Raw genomic sequence first — 6,312 nt, forward strand, 5'->3', positions numbered from 1 at the left:
TTCGAGGTATTTTATACAATATTAACGATTGATATTATAATAGCTTTATCATTGAATAGGATATTTATATATTGTATATATGTAATATTTTGTATGATTTATTGGATTTATTTTTTGAAAATAGCTTCAATAAAATCATGTGATTTGAACGGTTGTAAATCGTCAATATTTTGTCCTATTCCAATATATCGTATTGGAATTAAAAAATGATCAGCGATAGATAAGAGAGCTCCTCCTTTAGCGCTACCATCCAATTTGGTCATTATTATTCCTGTAATTTTAATTGTTTCATTAAATATACGTACTTGATTAATAGAGTTTTGCCCGATGTTAGCATCTAAAACTAATATAGTTTCATGAGGCGCTTCTACGTCTAGTTTTTGTATTACTCTAATAATTTTTTTTAATTCTTCCATTGAGTATGTTTTATTTTGCAATCTACCTGCAGTGTCTATGATAAGTACATCTAGAGATTTTAGTTTAGCTATTTTAATAGCGTCGAAAATTACTGAAGCAGGATCGGAGGTTGCATAGTTTTTAATGACTGCCATACAACCACTGTGTTTTCCTAAAATTTCCAATTGATCTATAGCTGCTGCTCTACAGGTGTCTCCTGCAGCTAATATTATTGTTTTGTTTTTCAATTGGTAATAATGCGCTAATTTTCCAATAGTAGTGGTTTTCCCAACACCGTTTACTCCTACTATTAATATAATAAATGGTTTTTTTTCTTGAATAATTAATGGTTTTTCAGTAGGAATGACTATTTTTAACATTTCATTATATAGTGCATTATGAAAATATTTTTTATTGTAATTTATATTAGTGTTAATATTATTTTTTAAGTTATTAATAATTTTTTGAGTGGTTTTTATGCTTATGTCTGCCATTAATAGTTTATTTTCAATTTTGTTTAATATAATAGTAGTATCAATGTTTTTGTTGTAAATTAACTCCATTATGGAATCACCTAATTTTTTACGAGTATTTAATAAACTTTGTTTAAGTTTACTAATGAGATTTTGTGTATAATTCATTTGTATTGACCTTATAATTAATATTAATGCGGAAATTCTATTTTTATATTTTTATAAAAAGATTTGATTAATTAATTTTTTTAGGTTTAAATTTAAGTTATATTCAAATACTTATTAATTTTGTAAAGTTATTAAAAGTGGATACTTTATATTAGTGATTTTTTTGTATTATTTATAAAAATAAAATATTTGGCGTTTTGAATAAAAAATTTGATGTTGCCAGTTAAAGTATAAAAATAATGAACTGTAGATGTATATATGACACATCCAATAATTATATATTATTATAATTTTATTTGTGATTATAGTCTTTTTCAAAATATATGAAAATTGATATTTGAATAATTAGTTTTTATAGGAATATAAAACTAATATTGTTAATATTTTTATAATAAATTTTTGTGTTGCAAAGAATGGTGTGTTTATTATAATTTGTTTATCTTGTAGCTTATCAGTAAGATATAGTCGATGCATAAAATAAATTTTGTTTAGAGATAGTGGGAAAAATTAAAATTATTGGAGGAAAATGGAAGGGACGTAAAATACCTATTGTTCAATATACTGGCGGGGGGATACGTCCGACTACTAATCGTATACGTGAGATGTTATTTGATTGGCTTAATCCTGTTATCTCTGAAGCGGTGTGTTTGGACTGTTTTGCAGGAAGTGGGGCATTAGGTCTGGAATCGTTATCTAGGGGAGCTAGTAAAGTAACTTTTTTAGATAAAAGTTATATTAGCATAAGAGCATTGATGAGGATAGCACAATCTTTTTCGGCATGTGATAATAGTGAAATAATACGTACCGATTGTTGTAGTTGGTTACGAAAATCGACTAAAATTTATAATATAGTGTTTATTGATCCGCCTTTTAGAAAGAGTATTATTATACTTGAAGTGATTTGGTTATTAGAAAAGTATAATCATTTGTCAAATGAGTCTTGGATTTATATAGAACATTCCAAAAATGAGGATGTTTTTAATATTAATGCAGTTCCTAATTGTTGGTGTTTGTATAGAAAAAAAGTTACTCAGAGCATTGTGTGTTGCTTATTTCGAAGAATATTGTAGGTTATTTATTGTTATAAGATTTTAAGATTCATTGAGATTAGCTATTAGCCTTAATTTCTTAATAAGAAGTTTTTGAGGTTTTTATCATAACTAAGTGCATTTTTTATTGTTATCCATTATATGGATTGGTAATAAAATAATATTATTTAAGTATTGATGGATTGAATTAATTATTACACCAAGATTTGTAGTGATTGATCAAATTGTAAGTTGAGTTATCGTGATATTTGGAAATAGTGTTTTCGTTTTTTAATTCTGATAAAATACTGTTTGCTAATTGTTTTCCTAGTTCTACTCCCCATTGATCAAATGTATTTATATTAAATATTACACCTTGTGTAAATATTTTATGTTCGTATAAAGCAATTAAAGCTCCTAAAGTATAAGGGGTAATTTTTTTAATTAAAATAGAATTGCTAGGATTATTACCTTTACATACTTTGAAAGGAATTATATGTTTTTCCTTTTCATAAGATGTTGCAGATACTTCATATTCTTGTATTATTTTTGTATGTGTTTTGCCAAAAGCTAATGCTTTGGTTTGAGCAATAAAATTGGAAATTAATTTTGCGTGATGATCAGATATAGGATTATGACTGATTATTGGTGCTATAAAATCGCATGGAACCATTTTAGTACCTTGATGAAGTAACTGATAGAATGAATGCTGTCCGTTAGTTCCAGGCTCTCCCCATATAATAGGGCCAGTTTGATATGTAATTGGACATCCATTACGATCTACACATTTTCCGTTAGATTCCATATTGACTTGTTGTAAATATGCTGTGAAACGGTGCATATACTGATCATAGGGAAAAATTGCTTCGGTTTCTGTGTGAAAGAAGTTATTATACCAAATTCCAATTAGTGCCAAAATTATTGGTATATTTTTATCTAAGGGTGTATAACGGAAGTGGAGATCCATAGCATGAGCCCCAGTTAATAATAATTCAAAATTATTAGTTCCCAATGATAGCATTATAGGCAATCCAATGGATGACCATAATGAGTAACGACCTCCTACCCAGTTCCAAAGTTCAAACATATTTTCTGATGGGTTGATGCCGAATTTGTATACTTCTGTAGTGTTGGTGGATAATGCTATAAAATGTTTAGAGATATGATTTTTATTGGTAGTAAATTTATAAAACCAGTTACGTGCGCTATGTGCATTAGTCATGGTTTCTTGAGTAGTAAAAGTTTTTGACGCTATTATAAATAGCGTGCATTCTGGATTTAAATTTTTTAATGTTTCAAATATATGAGTTCCGTCTATATTAGATACAAAATGTATATTTAAATGATTTTTGTATGGTTTTAATGCTTCGGTTACCATATAAGGGCCAAGATTGGAACCTCCAATGCCAATACTAACGATATCTGTAATTTTTTTGTTTGTGTAACCTCTCCATATACCTTGAATAATGCTATTACAAAATTGTTCCATTTTTTTTAGTACTGTATTTATTTGAGGCATAACATCTAATCCATCTACTAAAATAGGAGTATTTTTTCTATTTCTTAGAGCTATATGTAATACAGCGCGGTTTTCGCTGTAATTAATTTTTTGACCGTGAAACATATCTGATATGCTTCCCAACAAATCACATTCTTCAGCTAAAGATATTAATTTATTGATGGTTTCTTGTGTAATTATATTTTTTGAGTAATCAACTAAAATTTCATTGTTGAATGTTTTAGAAAAATTTTTAAATCTATTTTTATCTTGATTGAATAATTCAATTATTGATGTGTTTTTTATGTTATGGAAGTGTTTTTCTAGATCTTTCCAGGCCTGTGTATTACTAGGATTTATGTTTTTCATAATTTTCGTTTTTTATTTAAAAAATAAATATGACTTGAATGAAATTATATGTTTAAATTATTAAACTTTAACATTATAAGGAGTTTAATTGCTATATTACTTATATAAAAACATATAACGGTATATTATATTATTTTTTAAATATATATCAATATAAATAAACTTATGAACATGGTAAGACTAAAATATATTGAATGATTTTTATATTAGAGTTCACAAAATATTTGTATTTACTTAAATCAAATTTTTAGTTTGGATTGGACTCGTGTTTAATTGAAATATATATATTGAGTTTATAAATTTACATCAATAATAATACTTTATGTTAAGTATTTTTGTTTGTAATGATTATAAATATAAAAATATTATTTTTAATGAGTTAAATTAACTAAAAATTTTTATACTTTTTAAGTTTATGGGTTTTGTAAATTATTTTTTTAAATATAAATTGTAGATTATATTGTTTCATGTTGATATATTTGAATAGATTTAAATATTTCTTGGAATGTGATGTACATAATGATTTATCCAATTGGAAAACAATAAATATGCATGACTTTTCCAAGTTATTTGAGGCATTAAATTAGGGTTATCTTGAGGGAAGTAATGATTTGGTAATGTTGGATTTAATCCTAATTGTATATCTCGATAATATTCTTGAGATAGTGTTAGTGCATCATATTCTGGGTGTCCGGTTACAAATATTAAACGTTTGTTTTTACTAATCAATAAATATGGTCCAGCTTCTTCAGATTCTGCTAAAATTTCTAGGTCTGTGTTTTGACAAATTAAATGTTTGGGAAAATCTGAATGACGAGAGTGAGGGGCTGTAAATGTTTTATCGAATCCCTTTGTTAAAAGGGTATGAGAGTTTATAGTATTATGTTGATAGATTCCTACTAATTTTTTTTTTCTAATAAATTTGGGAAAATTATATAATATTTTCAAGGCTGCTTGAACTGCCCAACAAACAAATAATATTGATGCGATATGTGTTTGTGCCCATAAAAATAATTGTTTAATTTGAGGCCAGAATGTTATTTCAGTAAAATCGATTAATCCCAGTGGAGCTCCGGTTACAATTAAACCATCAAAGTTTTGATTTTGGATGTCTGTAAAATTACAATAAAATTTATTTAAGTGTTCGATAGGTGTATTTTTAGGAATGTGATTGTCTATACGTAATAATTGGATATCAATTTGTAAAGGAGAATTTGATAATAAACGTAAGAATTGGTTTTCTGTTTCAATTTTTTTTGGCATTAAGTTAAGAATTAATATTTTTAAAGAACGGATTTCTTGAAAAGAATCTTGTGATCTTTGCATAATAAAAATATCTTCGTTCTGTAGAATTTTAATTGCAGGCAATTCGTCTAATACCCGAACCGGCATAATAATATTGCAACCTTGATGTGTGTATATATGTATATATACGTGCAAAAATTTTTAAATTTTTATATCAGTTATTTTTTATATAGATATAACCAAAAATGTTTCTTGTCGTTTATTATTAAGTAATTATTATGAAACTTAATTTAAATACTATATATCTAAATTATAGAAATAAACATCATTGATTTAAAAGATAAGCACGTTTTGTAATGATGTCTATGATTATCACTAATAATACAATATTTATAGGCCTGAGTGGAATTGAACCACCGCCCTCACCCTTATCAGGGGTGTGCTCTAACCGACTGAGCTACAAGCCTACTCGTATAATTAAAGTTAGTTAACTTTTTGAATATTAAATATAAAATTATAATGTTATATATATTTTAATTTATCTTTATTAAAAAATTCAATCGTTCAATTAAAAACATAACATATGTTTAAAATTTATTATTTCTACCATGTGTATTTATACAGCAGGAATAATCCTTTAATAATAACATACTTAGAAAAGTTGATTCAAGTGATTCTATAATTTTAAGTATTAAAGATAATTTATAAATAATAATGATTTTTTTCTTTACATTTTAGAGTTTTTATTATTTTGATGTATTACAAGTAATAACAAAATATTTTGATTCTTGTAATCAGTCATTAAATGATTAGTGTTATTATTAAATTGTGTCGAATAAACATGCAATTTTATATATTTTTTATTATTGAATTTTTGATTTTTTAAAATATAATTGTCTGGACGTTCAGTTAATAACAACTGATATAGATGTATAGAGTAATTTCAAGTGGGTATATTTATGCAGAATATATTAAACTATCACGATGGTATATAATATGTTTTATTATATGTAGTATCTTATGATTGTGTTGAGCATTGTTATATCCAATCAATAGAAATATTCAATATTATTGAGATGTTTATAGCGTTAAATATTTATCACATAAATAGTGTTTGTGTAATGAGGTAGAGGGT

At 25.8% G+C, this 6,312-nt stretch carries 4 protein-coding genes and 1 tRNA gene; 1 reads left to right on the plus strand and 4 read right to left on the minus strand.

The window, feature by feature from the left end; genetic code table 11:
- Positions 1-107: 107 nt before the first annotated feature.
- Positions 108-959: a signal recognition particle-docking protein FtsY gene (gene ftsY / locus Bsayi582_RS03245; protein ID WP_500815773.1), complete on the minus strand. Its 852-nt coding sequence runs from the start codon at positions 957-959 to the stop codon at positions 108-110.
- Positions 960-1,534: 575 nt separating this feature from the next.
- On the opposite strand from ftsY, the gene rsmD reads away from it, so the two are divergent.
- Positions 1,535-2,107: a 16S rRNA (guanine(966)-N(2))-methyltransferase RsmD gene (gene rsmD, locus Bsayi582_RS03250; RefSeq protein ID WP_500815774.1), complete on the plus strand. Its 573-nt coding sequence runs from the start codon at positions 1,535-1,537 to the stop codon at positions 2,105-2,107.
- Between the two features lie 166 nt (positions 2,108-2,273).
- Here the strand turns inward: rsmD and pgi are convergent, their stop codons facing one another.
- From pgi to Bsayi582_RS03265, 3 genes are all read right to left on the minus strand, one after another.
- Positions 2,274-3,932 carry a glucose-6-phosphate isomerase gene (gene pgi, locus Bsayi582_RS03255; protein ID WP_500815775.1) on the minus strand — a complete coding sequence of 553 codons (1,659 nt, stop codon included), beginning with the start codon at positions 3,930-3,932 and terminating at the stop codon, positions 2,274-2,276.
- Between the two features lie 489 nt (positions 3,933-4,421).
- Positions 4,422-5,324, minus strand: coding sequence for a homoserine O-succinyltransferase (locus Bsayi582_RS03260; protein WP_500815776.1), 903 nt, complete (start codon positions 5,322-5,324; stop codon positions 4,422-4,424).
- A 246-nt stretch (positions 5,325-5,570) separates the two neighbouring features.
- A tRNA-Ile gene (locus Bsayi582_RS03265) sits at positions 5,571-5,644 on the minus strand.
- Positions 5,645-6,312: the final 668 nt, after the last annotated feature.

The organism is Candidatus Blochmannia sayi (nom. nud.) (assembly GCF_059935855.1).

What these genes read in the sequence shown, in the direction of transcription:
- ftsY (WP_500815773.1), bottom strand. Translation starts at nt 959, where the DNA reads ATGGAGTTAATTTACAACAAAAACATTGATACTACTATTATATTAAAC.
- pgi (WP_500815775.1), bottom strand. Translation starts at nt 3,932, where the DNA reads ATGAAAAACATAAATCCTAGTAATACACAGGCCTGGAAAGATCTAGAA.
- Bsayi582_RS03260 (WP_500815776.1), bottom strand. Translation starts at nt 5,324, where the DNA reads ATGCCGGTTCGGGTATTAGACGAATTGCCTGCAATTAAAATTCTACAG.